19 protein-coding genes and 1 riboswitch are annotated in these 17,074 nt (G+C 36.9%); of the genes, 15 read left to right on the top strand and 4 right to left on the bottom strand.

What is annotated here, in order from left to right; all coding sequences use genetic code 11:
* Nucleotides 1-185 precede the first annotated feature (185 nt).
* The 3 genes from OLD84_RS13455 to OLD84_RS13445 all read left to right on the top strand — a co-directional run bounded on the left by OLD84_RS13455 (nucleotide 186) and on the right by OLD84_RS13445 (nucleotide 2,492).
* Nucleotides 186-1,238: a hypothetical protein gene (locus OLD84_RS13455; protein WP_209464265.1), complete on the top strand. Its 1,053-nt coding sequence runs from the start codon at nucleotides 186-188 to the stop codon at nucleotides 1,236-1,238.
* A 138-nt stretch (nucleotides 1,239-1,376) separates the two neighbouring features.
* The gene (locus OLD84_RS13450) at nucleotides 1,377-1,820 is read left to right on the top strand and encodes an IDEAL domain-containing protein (protein WP_209464264.1); all 444 of its coding nucleotides are present in this window, start codon (nucleotides 1,377-1,379) and stop codon (nucleotides 1,818-1,820) included.
* A gap of 234 nt (nucleotides 1,821-2,054) precedes the next feature.
* Nucleotides 2,055-2,492: an IDEAL domain-containing protein gene (locus OLD84_RS13445; protein WP_209464263.1), complete on the top strand. Its 438-nt coding sequence runs from the start codon at nucleotides 2,055-2,057 to the stop codon at nucleotides 2,490-2,492.
* 74 nt (nucleotides 2,493-2,566) lie between these two features.
* Here OLD84_RS13445 and OLD84_RS13440 read toward each other — a convergent pair whose 3' ends face one another.
* The 3 genes from OLD84_RS13440 to OLD84_RS13430 form a co-directional block, all read right to left on the bottom strand.
* Nucleotides 2,567-4,588, bottom strand: coding sequence for a penicillin-binding transpeptidase domain-containing protein (locus tag OLD84_RS13440; protein WP_209464262.1), 2,022 nt, complete (start codon nucleotides 4,586-4,588; stop codon nucleotides 2,567-2,569).
* Nucleotides 4,589-4,754: 166 nt separating this feature from the next.
* Entirely contained in the window at nucleotides 4,755-5,699 is a 945-nt protein-coding gene (locus tag OLD84_RS13435) for an LCP family glycopolymer transferase (protein WP_209464261.1), read from the bottom strand.
* Between the two features lie 194 nt (nucleotides 5,700-5,893).
* Nucleotides 5,894-6,472, bottom strand: a complete 579-nt coding sequence (locus OLD84_RS13430) for a class D sortase (RefSeq protein WP_209464260.1) — start codon at nucleotides 6,470-6,472, stop codon at nucleotides 5,894-5,896.
* 522 nt (nucleotides 6,473-6,994) lie between these two features.
* On the opposite strand from OLD84_RS13430, the gene OLD84_RS13425 reads away from it, so the two are divergent.
* From OLD84_RS13425 to nagB, 10 genes are all read left to right on the top strand, one after another.
* A complete protein-coding gene (locus tag OLD84_RS13425) occupies nucleotides 6,995-7,642 on the top strand; it encodes a TasA family protein (protein ID WP_209464259.1) in 648 nt (215 codons plus the stop codon).
* Nucleotides 7,643-7,727: 85 nt separating this feature from the next.
* Nucleotides 7,728-8,264, top strand: a complete 537-nt coding sequence (locus OLD84_RS13420; protein ID WP_209464258.1) for a TasA family protein — start codon at nucleotides 7,728-7,730, stop codon at nucleotides 8,262-8,264.
* 142 nt (nucleotides 8,265-8,406) lie between these two features.
* Complete coding sequence (tapA, locus tag OLD84_RS13415; protein ID WP_209464257.1) at nucleotides 8,407-9,237, top strand: amyloid fiber anchoring/assembly protein TapA; 831 nt, start codon at nucleotides 8,407-8,409, stop codon at nucleotides 9,235-9,237.
* The gene (sipW, locus tag OLD84_RS13410; protein ID WP_209464256.1) at nucleotides 9,234-9,815 is read left to right on the top strand and encodes a signal peptidase I SipW; all 582 of its coding nucleotides are present in this window, start codon (nucleotides 9,234-9,236) and stop codon (nucleotides 9,813-9,815) included. Before tapA ends, sipW begins: the two co-directional genes overlap by 4 nt.
* 39 nt (nucleotides 9,816-9,854) lie before the next feature.
* Nucleotides 9,855-10,544: an LPXTG cell wall anchor domain-containing protein gene (locus OLD84_RS13405; protein ID WP_209464255.1), complete on the top strand. Its 690-nt coding sequence runs from the start codon at nucleotides 9,855-9,857 to the stop codon at nucleotides 10,542-10,544.
* Between the two features lie 129 nt (nucleotides 10,545-10,673).
* Nucleotides 10,674-10,758, top strand: a riboswitch (cyclic di-GMP riboswitch).
* A gap of 23 nt (nucleotides 10,759-10,781) precedes the next feature.
* The gene (locus OLD84_RS13400) at nucleotides 10,782-10,916 is read left to right on the top strand and encodes an anti-repressor SinI family protein (protein ID WP_209464254.1); all 135 of its coding nucleotides are present in this window, start codon (nucleotides 10,782-10,784) and stop codon (nucleotides 10,914-10,916) included.
* Between the two features lie 72 nt (nucleotides 10,917-10,988).
* Nucleotides 10,989-11,312 carry a helix-turn-helix domain-containing protein gene (locus OLD84_RS13395; RefSeq protein WP_209464253.1) on the top strand — a complete coding sequence of 108 codons (324 nt, stop codon included), beginning with the start codon at nucleotides 10,989-10,991 and terminating at the stop codon, nucleotides 11,310-11,312.
* A 540-nt stretch (nucleotides 11,313-11,852) separates the two neighbouring features.
* Entirely contained in the window at nucleotides 11,853-12,014 is a 162-nt protein-coding gene (locus tag OLD84_RS13390; protein ID WP_209464252.1) for a hypothetical protein, read from the top strand.
* 223 nt (nucleotides 12,015-12,237) lie between these two features.
* Nucleotides 12,238-13,443, top strand: a complete 1,206-nt coding sequence (gene nagA / locus OLD84_RS13385; protein WP_209464251.1) for an N-acetylglucosamine-6-phosphate deacetylase — start codon at nucleotides 12,238-12,240, stop codon at nucleotides 13,441-13,443.
* On the top strand, nucleotides 13,421-14,140 hold the full coding sequence (nagB, locus tag OLD84_RS13380) for a glucosamine-6-phosphate deaminase (protein ID WP_209464250.1): 720 nt from the start codon (nucleotides 13,421-13,423) through the stop codon (nucleotides 14,138-14,140). Before nagA ends, nagB begins: the two co-directional genes overlap by 23 nt.
* A gap of 124 nt (nucleotides 14,141-14,264) precedes the next feature.
* Here the strand turns inward: nagB and OLD84_RS13375 are convergent, their stop codons facing one another.
* Complete coding sequence (locus OLD84_RS13375; RefSeq protein WP_209464249.1) at nucleotides 14,265-14,912, bottom strand: YigZ family protein; 648 nt, start codon at nucleotides 14,910-14,912, stop codon at nucleotides 14,265-14,267.
* A gap of 130 nt (nucleotides 14,913-15,042) precedes the next feature.
* On the opposite strand from OLD84_RS13375, the gene OLD84_RS13370 reads away from it, so the two are divergent.
* Complete coding sequence (locus tag OLD84_RS13370) at nucleotides 15,043-16,179, top strand: sensor histidine kinase (protein ID WP_209464248.1); 1,137 nt, start codon at nucleotides 15,043-15,045, stop codon at nucleotides 16,177-16,179.
* Between the two features lie 136 nt (nucleotides 16,180-16,315).
* Nucleotides 16,316-17,008: a response regulator gene (locus tag OLD84_RS13365; protein WP_209464247.1), complete on the top strand. Its 693-nt coding sequence runs from the start codon at nucleotides 16,316-16,318 to the stop codon at nucleotides 17,006-17,008.
* Nucleotides 17,009-17,074: the final 66 nt, after the last annotated feature.

The raw sequence follows: 17,074 nt of genomic DNA, 5'->3' as shown, positions 1-17,074 counted from the left end.
GATCAAGCATCTCTGCTGATACTAGAAATTGTTTAATGGTATGAGTAAAAAATTACGTTATAATTGCAGCATGTTTTCAAAAATAACTTGATACGTATAATTTTCTGTTATTCTATGAATAATTCACCTATAATCACTACTATACATAAATTAAAGAAGAATAAATTTACAAAGGGAGTGTCTCCTTGTCCAAGAAAACGTATTATTACGTAACGGGTAATACGGCTAGTGGTTTTATTAACGTACTGCCAACAAATGTAAAAGATTTTAACCATGTTGTTATACTGAATCATCCTTCATATACGTTGAAAACAGCTGTTATAAGTGAACTAATTAAAGAATATGAGTTTGAATATGATTTGGAAGTACTTAAAAGCTCAATTGCGGGGGAGTTTCTTGATGGTGTGATTATTCGGGAGAAATCACTTGCTGTTGTAGTCGATACCATTGCTACACCTGATGTCAAAGGAGCAATTGAACTTGATTTAAGCTTATTTGCACAGGAAGATTTTATCCTTACAGATGAACGTATGAAAATGAAAAACAAGTATGAAGAACAAGTGAAGGCAGCATATGATAACTTCCATATTGGTTTGAAAATTCATGATGGGCTGGAAGAAATTTTTATTTCCCAAATGAATTTCGATCATGCAAACCAGCTTGCAGAAAAGCTTATAACGATTCTTTTAGGAAGTGTAGCGGTAAAAGATCGTCCAACTCAAACATTCCACCGTCTATTTGGTACGAACACAGCGGATGGGATTGTTAACGTTGTGCCACATTTAACTGAATTTATTTACAATGTATATCATATTAAAGGCCGTGCAGGTACTGGAAAATCGACCTTCATGAAAAAAATTGTAGAAGCTTGTGAGAATCATGGCCTAGATGTTGAGTTGTACTACTGCAGTTTCGACCCGAATAGCATCGATATGGTACTTGTTCGAGAACTGGACTTCTGTATTTTTGATAGTACGGATCCGCATGAATTTTTTCCTCAGCGAAAAGGGGAAGTAATTATTGATTTATATGAAGAGGCAGTGACCCCAGGAACGGATGAGAAATTTGCGGAAGAAATTCATAAGCTAAATACAGCCTATAAATCGTTCATGAAAAGAGGTATTTCTGATTTAAAAATTGCGGGCGAACACTTGCGTAACATGGAGAAAGTGTATAACGTTGTAGAAAAGGATGTAAAGCAGGTTACAGGTTTTATAACCACGAATATTGCGGAGTAGACAGTGGGACAATTATCCATTCGGGGAATTGTCCTTCCTTATTTTATGCAATTTGCAAAATCCACTTGTTTTTTTTAGGAAAATGATGTACAATTAGTTAACTGAAAATTTAGATACAAAATTCGGGAGGTGGAACGGATGGTAACTGTTAACATGCTTAAGGCATATTACATTAAAGAGGAAACGGAACATATACGTGTTATTTTAGCATACCAATATTTTTCTGTATTGATTAATCAAAGAGTCTATCAATTTATACCAGTGGAAGCGAAAGAGATACACATTAATCGTAGCACACGAGAAGTTGAGAACACGGAAGATAAGTTTGCTTTTCAAAAAGGAAAAGATATCGTTTATATGACAATGTCTGAGTTAACCGCACTGCCAGATTTCCTGAATCAATTGAATACCATTGCCGAACCTTATTATTTAAATGAAAGTACCGTAAATAGAAACGATCAATTAAATGAAACGACGATTATGATTGATAAATTAGAAAGACAAAATCTTCAAAGACTGATCGATAAATCACTTGATGAAAGAAATGAAAGCGCTTTTTATAGTTTGGTAAAATTATTATAATACAAAGAAGCATTCCCAAATTCAGTAATGGGAATGCTTCTTTTTTAGCAGTTTAACAGGCCCCCATCGAAAACATCTGTACGTCGTAAGACTTCCAGTTCAAAGGGAAGTGGCAAATTTCATTCGTTATCAAGAATTCATTTTGTTTTGACAAATGGAAAACGATGACCTATACTAGTTTCAATCGTTCTTATTAAAGAACACATCATATTATAAAAAGATGGAGGCAGGTAAATGGTCGTTACTGTTAAGATGTTTAAACCTTATCATATTAAAGCTGATTCAAAGAAGTTGTATATAATCGTATCACCTCCATATTTCACCGTAGCCATTAATGAGGAGGAGTATAAGTTCATTCCTATTAAAGCAAAGGAAATGATTATTAATCGTAAAACGAAAGCAATAGAAAATGCAGAAGTAGAATTTGCTTTTCAAAAAGGGACAGATATTATCTACATAACGATGACGGATTTTATATTAGATCCTGATTTTATAGCGCTATTAGACTCCATCGCTGCACCTTTTTATGTTAACGACGTAAATGAATATGATGATGGAGAGAATGATATTTTAATTGAAGAATTAGAACGTTTAAACAAATTCCGGCTAATAGATAAAGCCTTAGACGAACGTGATGAAAAGACGTTTTATGCTTTGTCGGAGTTATTGTAAAGGTGTTTGTTTTTTTAATCGATCTTGTAAAATAAAAGCTCTACTTCCATATAGGAGTAGAGCTTTTGATTAATTTATCTTAATTCCATCATGATATTGGTTACTTTTTCAACCGCGTCTCCACCATCATCGCCCTGCGTTTCTTCCACCATCATGGCTATGAGGATGTCTTGTTCATCTGTAGGATAGCCAACAAACCAGCTATTTTCAACTCCTGATTCATCGCTTGTTTGTTTTAATTCAGCAGTGCCAGTTTTTCCTGAAATAGGGAAGTCGGCCTCCTGCGCTTGTTGAGCAGTTCCATCCGTTACTACATCTCTTAAGTCTTCTGCGATTAAAGAAGCATGCTCAGCAGCGAGTAATTCTTCCTGCCAGATTTGTCCTGTATCTTCAGATGTAAGCAGTGTGGGTTTGATCATATTTCCTTCATTTAGAAATGTTGTATAGGTTGTTGCTAAATGAAGTGCACTCATTTCAAGCTCTGCTTGTCCATAGCTCGTATTTGCTAGTGACACCTCATCGTTAAGTGTTCCATCCGCCGAGATAGAGGAAGGTTCAATTGGGTATTCATAGGGAAGCTCTTCTTCAAAACCATATTGTTCAAGTCCTTCAACTAGTACCTCATTCCCCATATCAATTGCTTGCATAGCAAAGTATATATTATCGGAACGCACCAATGCATCGTTTAAATCTACTGGACCATCCGATTCAGTTACACGGCGGACTTCATAATCCCCCCAACCTTCTCCGTTGCTCCAAGTCAAGCCATCGATTTCGATACCTTCATTCGGATCGAGACTTCCATTTTCTAGGCCAATTGCTGCCGTTACTGGTTTTATGACGGATGCAGGGGCGTATGTTGATTGAAAACGATTAGTCAAAGGGGACTGCTCATCATCTTGGAGATTATCCCACAGATCCTGTGTATTATTATACAAAAAATCATTTGAATCGAATGATGGACTATTTACAAGTGCTAATGTTTCGCCAGATTCTGGATCGATAGCAGCTGATGTGCCTGCATCGCCGTTAAAGGATTCATAAATTTTCTCCTGAACATTAACATCAATCGTGACTGAAATATCTTCTCCATCTTCTACAGGTTGTTCAGCCAGAACGGCATTATCTTCATCTTCTTTTGAAACAATGATTTTAAATCCTTTTTCTCCTTTAAGACGATCTTCATATAAGGATTCCAAGCCACGAGCACCAATCATGTCGGTTGAATGGTACGCACCTGGTTCATGCTCCTCCAGATCTTCTGCCGTTACTTGCCTAATATTACCGATAAGATGACCGGTAGCCTCGCCTGCTGGATACACGCGACCAGATACTTCACGTCCTGCGACACCAGAAGTTGCCCAGAGATTATCTAAAAGGTCTTCATCTGTTTGCAGTACTTCTCTTAATGGAACAAATAGATGCGGCTCGACCCAACCAGCGTCTAAAGCGGAATTAATTTCATCAACCGAGATAGGAAGTAAGTCGGCAATACTCTCAATTACTTGTTCCTGATTTTGTCCTAACTCTTCCGGGATAATTCCGATCTCATATACCGTGTCATTCATTGCTAATGGCATATCATTACGGTCTAGGATATCCCCTCTTGTAGGGTTCTCTGTTTCTATACTTATTTCCCCACCGTCTTGCATTTCAGGAAAAATAAAACCTGAATCCCATTGGACATACCAATTGAGATTTTCATCTTCGTCCCCGTGATCTTCCTGTACAAGTGTTGCTTCATAATCAAAGTCTACCGGACCTGCCAGGGTTTCCATTTCTACGGAGAAAGGAAGGGTTGCGGTTTCCCCGTCCATTACAGTTTCAAGTTCTTCTTCGGTTAATTCTTCAAATGTAACGTTTAATTCGGATACATCCAGATCTTCATAAATTTTATTGTAACGATCAATGAAATCCTCATTTGTATAGGCTTCTGTGGATTCAGCTGAAAGCATTTCATACATACTGGCAAACTCTCTATCATTCCACTGATCAACATATGTTGCAAAACGCTCATTTGGTGTTATATCATCTTCTGAACAAGCAGAAAGAAATACAACGACAATGATCGCTAAAAAAGCTAGAGTTTTTTTCATAATTGACTCCCCCTAAGTCGCTAGTCACTTCTATCTATTATAACATTTATCGCAGTTTAACGAGCAATAAAGTCCCCATTGAATGAGTTTTACTTTATTATAAATTGTTAGTGGATATAGGAAAAGCCACGCTGATGATAGGTTCATCTGGGTGGCTTTTCTATTGTTACCCTGCTTCCATATGTTCTCTAATCTCGTTTGTTACCCGGTTAAATTCTGAATCAGGCACTTCATAATACCATATACCATCAATGATTATTCCACTTCCGTCAAGTTCAATTGTATGGACATTGTCAACTACACCACGATAATGACTAAACAGTGATTGCATCTGACTCATATCCATATCTGTTTTCACATTGCCTCCTAGAATTCCAAGAATATCGCCGACTTTCGTAATACTTGAGAAACTGGCTGCCTCGTCAATTGCTGCCGCAACGACATCTCGTTGACGTTCATTACGTCCTATATCACCGCGCGGATCTTCTTTTCGCATACGTATATAGTCTAGAGCTTGTTCTCCGTTCAATTGTACTTCGCCTTCTGGAAAAGTAGAACCACTTTGGGAAAATGCTTGCGTGTTATGAACCGTTACTCCACCAATGGCATCAATCCCTTGTTCGAATCCATCCATATTTACACTGGCATAGAAATGTACTGGTAAATCAAAAGCATCTTCAACGGTTTGAACGGATAATTCTACCCCACCGAAAGCATAAGCGTGGTTAATCTTGTCCATTCCCTGTCCAGGTATATTAACATACGTATCTCGCGGAATACTTAACATGGTCATTGCATCCGTTTTTGGATTTAAGGACATAAGAATCATTGTATCTGATCGTCCTTCAAGTGCATCATCTTGATCAACTCCCATTAAAAGAACATTAACAGCATCATTATCGTTAAAAAGGCTGTCTATCTCTTGTTGACGCTCAGGGTTGTTGTCTCTTTCCAATGGGTCATGCATAGTCGAAACGGTGTCCCCTAATTGATTGTACATATAGAAGCCGAATGCTCCAACACTTAATAATAAAGCTAAAATTATGCCACCGACCCAATATGGCCACTTGCGTCTTTTTTTATTTTGTCTTTTATCTGTTCTTGAACTCACTGGTATTCTCCTCTGTGCAATATAATTGTTAGGTTACGAACGGTAATGAAGTTTATTAGGATGTTTAGGAATTAAGACATATTTATACTTAAGAAGCCTCTAATGGCGAATGCCAAGCCCAAGCATATGCAGTAGGAAAGTTCTATCCTGCTGCAAATAGTATATCGAATTGTGAGTGTTTAGTCTATAAAAATTTAATTGTTTTCTGTAATTGGTAATGCTGTGATGATATAGCGATCGGGTGCATTTCCAACGTATGAAAAGGGATAGCATGTCGTAAGTGTTAGAACCTCTTCACCTGTGGGTACAATTATAGAACGATCATCTGCATCCACAATCTTTGTTTCTACTATTTCATAGGATGTGTCTCCATAAGGTAATTGGATGGTTAAAATATCACCAATCTCTAACTCCCCCATACGACGAAATACAGTATCACGATGTCCGGATAAAACAATCTGATCACCTTGCCTAGGATAAGCAGTCCCGCTATAATGTCCCACACCTTTTGCTAGATCATCTTCATGCGTTCCTTCAACTATAGGAAGATCAGCCTCTAGTCTAGGAATTTGTAAGATACCCGCTGTTTCTCCTGTGGAGGGATCAAAGTTACCAGCATCCGAATGGTTGTCTGTTGTTTTACGCTCATCCAGTAAGACTTCTGCCTCAGCCAGGCTATTGCTTTGCGCTTGATTGGTTTGCAGCAATTCATATCCTCCAAATCCCATGACCACTATTCCAGCAACGATCAACAGAATAGAAAACTTCTTCATCGGCAAAACTCCTCCTATTTTCCTATCTACAGTATATAAAACTTTTGAAAGATTTGAAAGTCTTTTTTAATAAAAGATGTAATTATGTTGATGTAGCACTGCTGATCTGTTCTTTATTAAGAATAAATAATTTTGTAAAAAGTATAAATATACGTAAAAATGAGTATTTTAAAGTAAAAGAAAGATAAATGTTCTTTATATAGAATAAACGACCATTTTTGAAGTTTTTCAATATGCATATAATGGGCTATACTTCAATTATTCGTTCGTTATAGGGTACAAAGTGAATCCTTAAAAAGAACGCTGTGTTAATTAAACCATACATAAGAACGAAGGGAGGCTAATAGCTCCGTCAAGTTTAGCTCGATGATCATGGACTAATAGTACTATTAAACTATGAACTAGTACAAGAAATCATTTGTACAAATCAATCAACATGAAAATGCAGCGCCAAATTTTATTCAATATTCAAGACATTAGAAATGTAAATGAATCAAAATCAAATTAGAGGAGGAAACAAGAATGGGAATTAAACGTAAATTAGGAATGGGCATAGGATCAGCAGTATTAGGATTAGCATTAGTAGGTGGAGGAACGTTTGCTTATTTTAGTGATACAGCAGAACAGACAAATAGCTTTGCATCAGGAACATTAGACTTGAGCGTGGATCCTGAAGTGAATGTGCAACTAGAGAACATAAAACCGGGTGACTGGACAAATGAATCATTTGAACTTGAAAATGATGGAACCCTACCGATTAAATATGTCGATCTTCAAACTGAATATTCCGTTACGCGGGATGGTGAGTCAGTTGTAGGTACGCTGGAAGATGCATATGCAGAATCTCTAACCGTACAGTTCTTGAAGAATTCTGGAGGGGATAAAGATCACACCATAATTTATGAAACCTCATTAAAAGATTTACGTGACATGAATCCAGAAGATTTAGCAACTGAAATAGATGTTGAGTGGGAATTAGTATGGCCTTTTCCACCTGTTTACTTGCCATATGAAGTAGAACATACAGGACTTGCAGCTGGCGATACAGCAGACTTTGACGTGAAGTTCGTATTTGAAGAAACAGGAGAAGACCAAAATGTTCTTCAAAATTTAGATTTAGATTTAACTTGGACATTTGAAGGTTTCCAAGAAGATGGGGAAGAACTATAAGCGATTGACTTAATAATTAGGAAGGCGAGTATCGCTCGCCTTTCTGACTTACATACAAAATATATATAGAAGGGGGGGGGAGGTCATGCTGAATATAAAACATAAATTAATCACGAGTTTTGTTGCAGGTGCATTAGGAATAATTTTAATTAGTGGAGGCACATTCGCGTACTTTAGTGATGAGATAGAAACAACAAATAACATTCAATCGGGAACATTGGAATTAGGAATAAGTGATATGGAAGATGGGGTATTGTTTGAATTTGATAATAAGCAACCAGGAGATAAATTTGACTATTCATTTGATTTAACGAATGATGGGTCATTGGAAATTGGAGATGTAACGCTATTTTCAATTATAACTGATAATGAGGATTTTGGAAGTCAAATTACTATTAATTCATTGAAAGTTAATAAAGATGAAATTGAAGCGGATAAGGAAATGTCATTAGATGAACTGGAAAAGTTGGTTATTATTGAAGAATTTGCGGTCGATGAAGAAATCAGGGTTGATGTTGAGTTTGAGTTTGTTGAGGATGAAAATATTGATCAGAATAAATATCAAGGGGAATCAATGGAACTAGAATGGAAGTTTCAAGCAATGCAAACAATTGATGAATAAAGGGCTTTATAGTAAGGAAGGAGACCTTTCTCCTTCCAATCCTTTCTATCTATTCTTAAGTGCATTACTTACAGTAAATAATGTACTTAGGAATACATATAAAGATCCAACAATCTAGCATTTTGTAAAGGTGGAGATTTAATTGAGAAGGACTCGGTTAAGGAAACATAGATCGAATTTTCAACTGTTTTTGCTTATCGGTAAGGTGATTATGATTTGGTATTTAATGGTTTTTTCTGTAACTTACTTAACTACGAATACCTCTGCCTATTTTACAAATGCGAATAATACAAATGGAATTATTTATGCAGGGTTTTGGGAACCTGTGGATGAAAGTTCATTAGCATTTATAAAAAATGGAAATGAAAATATCAAGACTTGTGAACCAACGACCTTAAAAGCGGAGATAAAAAATACTGCTGACGGGGATATGCAAAGCGATAGTACCTATGATGTGTACTATATAGAAAATGGCAATCCTGAAAAGCACGGAGATAAAATGGATCTTGGTAAAGGAGAAGGAAGCATTGAAGCGCTAAAAAGTGGAGAAACAACGGAACTGACTTTTAAGGCCAGTGAACCGGGAAGATATGCATTTGTTGCCTATCAACATGATGAGCATGTGGAAGAAGAAGCGTGGAGTAAATCGATTAAGATTAATTGTCCTCCAGGGCACCAGACAAATACAGATGAAAATATAGAAGATAAGGAAGAGACTACAAAAAATAATGAGAAACAAACATCAGAGGATGAAAAACCTGATGAAGATAATGCAGCAAGTAAAGAAGTAGAAGAAAATGAAAAAGAAGAGAACGAAGAAAATGAGACAAATACTGAAGAGAAAAATACAAAAGAGGAAGGCAAAAAGGATGATGAAGGCGGAAGTGAAGTAGAAGAAAATGCTGACAAAGAAGAAACAAAAGAAGAATCCAGTAATAAAGCAACCACTGAAGAGGAAGGTGACGAAGGTTGAAAAAACGTAACGTATTGAAATGGGGAAATCGAGTTATATCCACGGTCTTAATGACTTTATTAGTAAGCGTAGCGGCAATGGTTGTTTTCACAAGTCTATCAGGTGGAGAACCAGAAGTGTTTGGTTATCAATTGAAGACAGTCCTATCTGGTTCGATGGAGCCTGAAATTCAAACCGGATCCATTATTGCTGTTGAATCTATTGATGGATCTGAAGAAGCAGCAACTTTACAAAATGGGGATGTTATTACATTTGTGGAAGAAGAGAATCGATTGATTACCCACCGAATTACAGAGGTAGATACAACAGAAAATGGCGTTCTTTATACAACCAAAGGGGACAATAATAATGCCGTAGACTCAAATCCAGTTTTAGCTGAAAATGTTGTAGGTGTATATAGTGGGGTGACAATCCCTTATGTCGGTTATGTCGTCAATTTTGCTCAATCACCTGAAGGGAGCGCGTTATTACTCATCCTTCCTGGCATGTTACTGTTTGGCTATTCTATTGTTTCAATATGGAGAACGTTAAACACATTGGAGAAAAAACAAGAAACAGAAACGGTTGATGCAAAGTAACACTTTTTGAAAATTCATGTCTGATAAAGGAAGATGCTTATGAAGGGAAAGAAGCTCCGTGTTTTTATAACAGCCATGTTAGGTAGTATAATTCTTTCTTTAAGTGTTCCAAGTTTACCTTCTGTTGCAGAAGAAGCAGAAGAGGGCGCAGAAATTATAATCAACATTTCACCTGAAGATATGTTATTTGATGTGGATAATATGAAACCAGGTGACTGGGCACCAAGGTCTGCTGTTATTCAAAATAATGGTGCAACAGCATTTGAGTATGTCACCACAGTTCGAAATGATAGTGAATCAGAAAAGTTATTCAATGAATTATTACTTGAAGTCAGTGACGAAGAGGAAGAATTGTATAATGGTAAACTTGCAGATTTCGATGGATTGTTACCACGTAGTCTAGAAGCCTCGAGTGATGAGGAATTAAATTTTATAGTAAGATTTCCGACAGGGTTAGGAAATGATTTCCAAGGATTGGCTGCACAATTCTCATTGATTTTTTCAGCGTCAGGAGAAGAAAGTCAAATGGAGGAGGAAGCTGTAAGTGCAGGAACAATTGGCAGTAGTGGCGGCGATGGATTAGCTGGGGGATCAAGGCTGCCGGACACAGCTACGAATATATTTAATTTACTATTGATCGGCGGATTGCTTCTGGTAAGTGGCGGGATACTAATTGCTTATAATAGAAGAAGAATGAGAAAAGCAGATAAACCGGTTAATGAAGCATAGACAATCTGAATCGACAGAAAGTGAAATATAAGGTTGAACTACCTTACAAAACTAGTTCCCATATGACAAAACAAGACACACTAAAGACTGGCTTATTATAGTATAATAGTCTTACAAACTAATATGTTTCCTAAGAAAAGGCATACTTATTGAAAAATAAGGACGCAAAGTCTCAGGTCTAAAGCTTGACGGCTAAGATGGCTGGATTTCCTGGAAATTAAAGCGGGGGATGGGAATATGATGGATACAATGGAGAAGCGTGCAATCGATTATGAATGGGTGAATTTAATGAAGGAAGCGAAAGAGCAGGGGATGACACTTGATGAAATCCGTTTATTTTTAAGCAATGCAGAGCAGAAAGAAAATACATAACTAAGTTGTGCTTTATATAGAACTCCTCACCTGTTATATGTTATGATTTTCATTGAAAGTGGGTGAGAAGGCTTGATCGGTGAAAAAATAAAGAATAAACGGCAAGAAAAGGAGATGTCTCTATCTGAGTTGGCTGAACGAGCGAAAGTAGCTAAATCATATTTAAGTTCTATAGAGCGAAACCTCCAAACCAACCCATCGATCCAGTTTATCGAAAAAGTAAGTAAAGTATTGGGTGTTTCCGCAAATGATCTAATTAAGGAAGACAATACGGAAGTAACAGATAAATTGGATGACGAATGGTTATCGATCGTTCAAGAAGCAATGAAATCAGGTGTAACGAAAGAACAATTTAAGGAATACCTCGAATTTAATAAATGGAGAAATAAACAGTAACCATAGATCCATACTGGTTACTGTTTATTTTTTTGTAAGGCACTTTTCGGAAGTGTTGGAACTGCGCTTACTCGTCCCACCGAAGACAATTGTTGCTTTTAAATTGTAGGAGTTGATATAAAAGACAACGTAATTTGAAATGAAGGATGATACTTTTACCCCGCTGTGGAAATCAACCTGATAGTTACGTGTCTTCTTTGATCTTGTGTCAAAACAGTGATTTGTCAAAATAAGTCGAGAATTGGAAAGGTAAAAGATGTAATTTGAGGAGAAAGCCTTTATAATGGATTTATGCTTGTGAAAATTTTCAAAATGTGGACAACCTAGCTTATTCCTTTTTTCTAACGATTGCATATGCTATCGTAGATTAATTTTATCAAGGTCTCCCCATCAAGCTAATCACTGTATACTGGTGATGTTTTTATTAGCAAATAGGAAAGTTTTATAAGATAGTTTCGTTTTTGCAGGTGGTTTACTTTTGTTTTGTACTATAGTACGATCTGACGAGATGATGTCATTTTATATCAAAGGGTGGAGAAAATGAGCGAGCAAGAAAAATATAAAAACATGTTAAAAAGAGTAATTGAAGAAACGGAAAGTCATAAGATTAAATCCTCACAGGAATTAGTGCAAACATTGGTTAGTGAATTGACGAATAGTGTAAGCGCAAAAAGTAATAAAACGGGAACAGTAGCAAAATAGGATATACCTGGCTGCATTTTTAGGAATGTAGCTTTTTTTATGGCAATTTTACGGACAACCCCACTGAATGAAGTATTATTTTATCACAGTTTAACATGCGACCCCTGAATGAAGTTTTACTTTATTATATACTTAAAATCTTAGCAAAGTAATTAGCATTTGTATATACTTATATTAATGTATAGACAACTATATACTTTTTTGCGGAAAGGACTAAACAAATATGAATACCTCCTTATCGTTATATATTAAAAATGTCACTATATTTACAGAGAAAACAGTCATTATGAACGGAAATATATTAATGAAAGATGGTAGAATTGAGACCATTTTAAAAGAACATGAACAGTTGACAAGCTATCCGAGTAACTTAAAAATAATAGATGGTACAGATTTAAACCTTATTCCAGGGTTTATTGATGGACATATCCATGGGGCGAATGGTGCAGATGTGATGGATGCGACTGCAGATGCGTTAGATACAATGGCAACTGCCTTGCCAAAAGAGGGGACAACAAGTTTCTTGGCAACCACGATTACGCAGTCCCCTGAAAATATTGAGGCCGCCTTACAAAATGTAGCTACCTATGAAACCAAACGCGGTCAGGCTGAAATAATTGGTATGCATTTGGAAGGTCCGTTTATTGAAGGAAGTAAAAAGGGTGCACAGCCAATCGAATACATTTGTAAGCCTGATATTGAGCAATTTAAAAAATGGCAAAACCTTTCAAACAATAAAATTAAAACCATTACGATGGCACCCGAGCATGATGAGGACGGCTCCTTTATTCACTATTTATATAAATCTGGTGTGAATGTTTCTGCTGGTCATACGGATGCAAATTTTGCTAGTATGAAAAAGGCTGTTTCACATGGTGTTCGCCAGGTGACGCATCTATGTAACGCTATGTCGGGTATACACCACCGGGATATTGGTGTTGTAGGTGCAGCTTTTCAACTGGAGGAATTGCGTGCAGAATTGATTGCGGATGGGATTCATGTTTCACCTGGAATGCTTCAATTAATTTATGCGAATATGGGCAGTGAACGGTTGATTTTAATTACAGATGCGATGCGGGCTAAATGCTTGCAGGCAGGGGATTATGAGTTAGGCGGTCAGCCAGTTACCGTTACCAGTGATCGTGCAGTATTAGAAGATGGAACATTGGCTGGCAGTATTTTAAAGATGCATCAAGGTGCGCAGCAAATGCTTCAATTGACGAACGTTTCTATTCGAAATATTATTGAAATGGCTTCAGCTAACCCGGCTAAACAACTCGGTATTTTTGAAAAAAAAGGTAGCATCGCATTACAGAAAGATGCGGATGTTCTCCTAGTTGATGATGCATTAAACATAAAATACACGATTTGCCGTGGCGCGGTTGCATTTGAGGAGGATGAAGAAGATGGAAATTATAAGCGTAAATAGTTATGAAGAAATGAGCGAGAAGACTTGTTCCATGGTATTAAATAAGATAAAGCATCTACAAAATCCAGTATTAGGGTTGGCAACAGGCTCTACGCCAGAAGGGTTATATCATCGTATAATTGATGAAGCGGATGACGTTTCATTTCGCCATGTTTCAACGTTTAATTTAGACGAATATGTTGGTTTGAATAAAGAGGACCCCAATAGTTATCAGTATTATATGAATGATAAATTATTTAAGCATATTGACATACCTGATGAAAATGCACATCTGCCAAATGGTGTGGCTGTAGATTTGGAGAAAGAATGTCACGATTATGAGCGGTTCATTCGTGAAGCAGGGCATGTCGATATTCAGATTTTAGGATTGGGTTTAAATGGACATATCGGCTTTAACGAGCCTGGCACATCTTTTTCAAGTCGAACACATGTCGTCGACTTAGATGAGTCTACTCGGAATGCAAATGCGCGTTTCTTTGGTTCTATAGATGAAGTTCCAACGAAAGCAATTACCATGGGAATCGAAACAATTATGGAAAGTAAAGAAATTTTATTGCTTGTTTCTGGTGAGGCAAAGGCAGAGGCCCTTGCTCGGTTAGTAAATGGTGAAGTGACGGAATCCTTTCCAGCATCCATTTTACAACAGCATGAACATGTAACCATTATTGCTGATGAGGCAGCATTGTCGAAATTGTGATTTCCTAGGTCGCGTGAGGAATCGGGAAATTTACGCTAGCAAACGCAGTGTAATCACAATATATTGTATACTTAAAAACCCATCGATCGAATTGGTATATTCGATCGGTGGATCTCGAATTTTATTATTCTACAGTAGATTCAACATCAATTTCGATATAAGCACTACCTTTTTTTACAATCTCCGCTTGATCACTTGTCAGGTTAATGATCCATTCGTGAAAATCTTGCTCGTCTCCATCTTTCACATAAACGATCAATTCAGCTTTTTCCATGTAATTAATTTGCTCTAGTATATGGTCTGAATCACGTAATACATGTTCGAGTTTTCCTAACAGATTATAGTCAATGGTTATGGAAAAGCCTTGCATAAGTTGTCTTTTAACAATACCGGTTGTTTGAATGGCTTTTGAGGTTGTACTCCCATAGGCACGGATTAAACCACCAGCTCCAAGTTTAATGCCTCCAAAGTATCTTGTAACTACGATGGCTGTATCTTTTAAGCCTTGTTTTTTTAATACTTCCAGCATGGGAACTCCGGCTGTACCGCTCGGTTCGCCATCATCGTTTGCCTTTTGGATTTGATCATTTTCGCCAATCATATAAGCCGAGCAGTTATGGGTAGCATCATGGTGCTTTTTCTTTATCTTTTGAATGAAATTTTGTGCTTCTTCTTCTGTTTCAACACGCTTGACATACCCAATAAATCGTGACTTTTGGATGATTACCTGGTCTTCTCCTTCTTTTTTAACGGTGAAATAATTTGCTAACATCTAATTGGAACCTCCCTAAAACCTGGAATTTAGTATATAATAAGAATAGAACTTTATGAAAGTATGATAAAAGACCCTGTTAAAAAAAAGAACGTCTGCGTATAATTATAGCATAGGTTGGTGAAAGACTTTGGCACAAAAGTTAACTGAAAATGCTTTAGACTATGTAATCGACGAAATGATTGATGTGGTAGAAAATAGTAAAGATGAGATATTCCATATCAGTGAAGAGGCTCGTAGTGAGCATGAGCATCTAGTACGAGAGTTGAAAGAGACAAAAGAAAAAGTATTCCAGCATATTAGTAATGGAGACCAGCTTGAACAAAAGGTGAGATTTTCCAGGCGGCGTCTAGCAGAAGTTAGTAGATATTTTGATCGATACACAGAAACAGAAATTCGCGAAGTATATGAGAGTACACATGAGATGCAAACCAGGCTTGCCATGCTGCAACAAGAGGAAAAAGTATTGCGTGAGAAGCGTGATGATATAGAAAGAAGGTTAATCACCTTAAATCAGACGATAGAACGTGCAGAAGGTTTAGCTGGTAAGATTACCGTCATTCTCACTTATTTACAGGATGATTTTAGACAAGTTAATGAAATGATCGAAGAAGCAAAAGAAAAACAGGAGTTTGGCCTGAAGATTATCGAGGCACAAGAAGAGGAACGTAAGAAGATATCACGGGAAATTCATGACGGCCCAGCGCAAATGCTAGCAAATATCTTACTACGTTCAGAGCTTGTAGATCGGTCTTTTCGTGAAAATAATATAGATAAAGCATTAAATGAAATGAAAAGTGTCCGTAAGATGATTCGTACCTCATTATATGAAGTCAGGCGAATTATTTATGATCTTCGTCCAATGGCCCTTGATGATTTAGGTCTAATACCAACGCTTAAAAAATATGTTTCAACGATTGAAGATTATAATGGCTCCACGATCGAATTTTCATCTATAGGCGAAGATAAGCGCTTGAACCAGAAGTATGAAATTGCTTTTTTTCGATTAGTACAGGAAGCCGTTCAAAATGCGGTGAAACACGCAGATGCATCTTTAATTCGAGTTAATTTGGAAATTTGTACAGACTACCTGACGGTGATTATTAAAGATGATGGTAAAGGTTTCGACCCATCCATAAAAAAAGATAAATCTTTTGGGCTGATAGGCATGCGCGAGCGTGTAGAAATGCTTGAAGGGAATTTAAATATAGATTCAGTAAAGGGCAAAGGAACGAAAGTATTAATCAAAGTACCATATAAGGTATAGCAATAACGTAAATGTAGGAATTTGAGAGTAACCCTCCTACTGAATGGAGTTTTACATTATATAGATAAAAAGTAATTGAAAGCTATTCGTAATAGGGCAGATAGAAATAGAAATGGAAGCAGGAGGAAAAGAGAATATGAAGACGGAGAAACGTATGCGTATTGTTTTAATTGATGATCACAAGTTATTTCGTGAAGGGGTAAAGCGAATTTTAGAATTTGAACCATCATTTGAAGTCGTTGCAGAAGGTGAAGATGGAACAGAAGCTTCGAAACTAGTAAAAGAAAACAAGCCTGATGTTGTATTAATGGATATAAATATGCCTCATATGAACGGGGTGCAAGCTACTACAGATTTAGTTCGATTCTTTCCAGATACAAATGTTATTATTCTTTCGATCCATGATGATGAAAGCTATGTAACGCACGCGCTAAAAACAGGTGCGCAAGGTTATCTATTAAAAGAGATGGATTCTGATTCATTAATAGAGGCAATAAAAGTTGTGGGTGAGGGTGGTTCCTATCTTCATCCTAGAGTAACGCATAATCTAGTTCAAGAATACCGTCGCTTAGCAAAAGAAAATGCATCCAGTGTAGCAGATAGTGGTGTTGAATACCGGAAGCCGCTTCATATACTGACGAAACGAGAAAGTCAAATATTGCAGCTACTAGCTGATGGGAAAAGTAATCGCTCTGTGGCAGAAGCTTTATACATTAGTGAAAAAACGGTTAAAAACCATGTCAGTAACATCCTACAAAAAATGGACTGTAATGATCGTACCCAAGCAGTAGTTTCCGCAATAAAAAAAGGCTGGGTTGAAGTTTTATAATAGGCTTTTACATTCTTTGTAAAAAGAGACGCAACAACCCCTATAACAATTTCACAAGACGCTCTG

Source organism: Virgibacillus natechei, assembly GCF_026013645.1.
GTDB classification, from domain to species: Bacteria; Bacillota; Bacilli; order Bacillales; family Amphibacillaceae; genus Virgibacillus_L; species Virgibacillus_L natechei.
Note: the sequence above shows the minus strand (reverse complement) of the source record. Positions and strands in the feature narration are given on the sequence as shown.

Coding starts and splice junctions, on each gene's coding strand:
- OLD84_RS13375 (WP_209464249.1), bottom strand. CDS start 14,912: ATGTTAGCAAATTATTTCACCGTTAAAAAAGAAGGAGAAGACCAGGTA.
- OLD84_RS13390 (WP_209464252.1), top strand. CDS start 11,853: ATGAGCGAGCAAGAAAAATATAAAAACATGTTAAAAAGAGTAATTGAA.
- OLD84_RS13420 (WP_209464258.1), top strand. CDS start 7,728: ATGCTGAATATAAAACATAAATTAATCACGAGTTTTGTTGCAGGTGCA.
- OLD84_RS13445 (WP_209464263.1), top strand. CDS start 2,055: ATGGTCGTTACTGTTAAGATGTTTAAACCTTATCATATTAAAGCTGAT.
- OLD84_RS13400 (WP_209464254.1), top strand. CDS start 10,782: ATGATGGATACAATGGAGAAGCGTGCAATCGATTATGAATGGGTGAAT.
- OLD84_RS13405 (WP_209464255.1), top strand. CDS start 9,855: ATGAAGGGAAAGAAGCTCCGTGTTTTTATAACAGCCATGTTAGGTAGT.
- OLD84_RS13440 (WP_209464262.1), bottom strand. CDS start 4,588: ATGAAAAAAACTCTAGCTTTTTTAGCGATCATTGTCGTTGTATTTCTT.
- OLD84_RS13450 (WP_209464264.1), top strand. CDS start 1,377: ATGGTAACTGTTAACATGCTTAAGGCATATTACATTAAAGAGGAAACG.
- nagB (WP_209464250.1), top strand. CDS start 13,421: ATGGAAATTATAAGCGTAAATAGTTATGAAGAAATGAGCGAGAAGACT.
- nagA (WP_209464251.1), top strand. CDS start 12,238: ATGAATACCTCCTTATCGTTATATATTAAAAATGTCACTATATTTACA.
- OLD84_RS13430 (WP_209464260.1), bottom strand. CDS start 6,472: ATGAAGAAGTTTTCTATTCTGTTGATCGTTGCTGGAATAGTGGTCATG.
- OLD84_RS13425 (WP_209464259.1), top strand. CDS start 6,995: ATGGGAATTAAACGTAAATTAGGAATGGGCATAGGATCAGCAGTATTA.
- OLD84_RS13365 (WP_209464247.1), top strand. CDS start 16,316: ATGAAGACGGAGAAACGTATGCGTATTGTTTTAATTGATGATCACAAG.